3 protein-coding genes are annotated in these 1,346 nt (G+C 42.4%); all 3 read right to left on the bottom strand.

The window, feature by feature from the left end; all coding sequences use genetic code 11:
* Positions 1-66: 66 nt before the first annotated feature.
* Genes FH603_RS28080 through FH603_RS28070 form a run of 3 tightly spaced genes read right to left on the bottom strand, consistent with a single transcriptional unit; the run spans position 67 to position 1,042 of the window.
* Positions 67-552, bottom strand: coding sequence for a hypothetical protein (locus tag FH603_RS28080; protein ID WP_186742667.1), 486 nt, complete (start codon positions 550-552; stop codon positions 67-69).
* A gap of 57 nt (positions 553-609) precedes the next feature.
* Positions 610-858, bottom strand: a complete 249-nt coding sequence (locus FH603_RS29420; protein WP_394366416.1) for a transposase — start codon at positions 856-858, stop codon at positions 610-612.
* Entirely contained in the window at positions 851-1,042 is a 192-nt protein-coding gene (locus FH603_RS28070; RefSeq protein WP_222439571.1) for a hypothetical protein, read from the bottom strand. The genes FH603_RS29420 and FH603_RS28070 overlap by 8 nt, the downstream gene beginning before the upstream one ends.
* Positions 1,043-1,346 lie beyond the last annotated feature (304 nt).

Raw genomic sequence — 1,346 nt, 5'->3', positions numbered from 1 at the left:
TTTGCGGGCTGTTCTTGAAGCGTTATTCACGGGTCGGCAGACAGTCATCGAGTTGACTTGCTTTCCCTACATTCTGAATGCGTCTTTATGATTTTGAATTAGTATTATATATAATTTGACCTCCTTAAGATAACCTGAAAAAGAAAATGTTGAAAAAGTGAATCCATTGACATCAATGTTCAGCTCTCCTCGTTTTTCTCTTTCAAAGTCTTGCTGTAGATTCGGAAAATACACAAATACATTAGCATCTTTTAGCCCAAAATTAATTTTATCTTTTCCTATTATGGCTGATATTTCTTGAATAATATTTAATACTTCTATTTTATCATCTTCAGTACAAGGACCAACTATTTTTACAACTACTTTTTTATTCCACTTTTTAATTTTATCCGGATACCCGAAAGCCACATCCGAAAAATATAAGAGTTGTTCTTCTGAATATTGGTGTAAGTTTGTCGTAGGAGTTACATCATTACTTTTCCAATACAGAAAAAGCATTGTCAATAAACATCCACTTATAAATAATAGCACAAATTTTTTACGTAAATTCATATCAGGTAAAATATATCCAGCCCATCAAAATGACTGGCTGGATTATAGATGCGTGAGTTAGTTTGTAAAGAATGATATCTCCTTTTTACGAAAGAAACAGCTTATTCGCTTTCGATCAGCCTGTAAGTAATTCACTTCGTTGAGAACAGCCCTCTGCAACGATCCTAGATCGGTAAAAACTCGGTTTTTCAAGGCTCGTTTAAGCTGGCTCCATACTAACTCCACCGGATTAAGCATGGGACTGTAGGCTGGTAGACGCTCCAGGTGAACCCGGCCAGGCTTCTGATGAAGCCACTCTTTAACGATCTGAGAGCGGTGGATGGCCGCCCCGTCCGCTCAGGCGGCCCTGCCAGATTACCAGCAGGTTGCTGCGTCGATAGTGCCAGCATAATTTACCCAGAAACCAGGTGATGTCTACACTATCGAAAGGTTTGTCTTGGCCCGCTAAATACAAGCGACCGTTCGGCGCAATGGCAGCAATGAGGCTCAAGTGGGCTCGCCCAGCTTGCTCGAGGAGTAGTGGTGTTTGTCCGCAAGGTGCCCATGTATGAGCCAGTAAGGGCAATAAATAACAGGCTGCCTCATCTAAATACAGAATAGTCCGTCTTTCAGTCTTCGCTTTTTTTAAGTTCAGGTAACCTCTGTTCTCGCCACTGTTCTACAGCTTGAGGGTCCTGCCGCTTCGGCCTTTAGGTTTGAGGGCCGGTAAGATTCCTGGATTTGGGTAGCTTGCCGATGAAAGAAAAACAGAGCGGGCTACCCTATCGCTCGGCAAGGTTCGTGGCCTATGGGCC

Source organism: Spirosoma utsteinense, from assembly GCF_014282275.1.
Lineage (GTDB): Bacteria > Bacteroidota > Bacteroidia > Cytophagales > Spirosomataceae > Spirosoma > Spirosoma utsteinense.
Note: the sequence above shows the minus strand (reverse complement) of the source record. Positions and strands in the feature narration are given on the sequence as shown.

What these genes read in the sequence shown, in the direction of transcription:
- FH603_RS28080 (WP_186742667.1), bottom strand. Translation starts at nt 552, where the DNA reads ATGAATTTACGTAAAAAATTTGTGCTATTATTTATAAGTGGATGTTTA.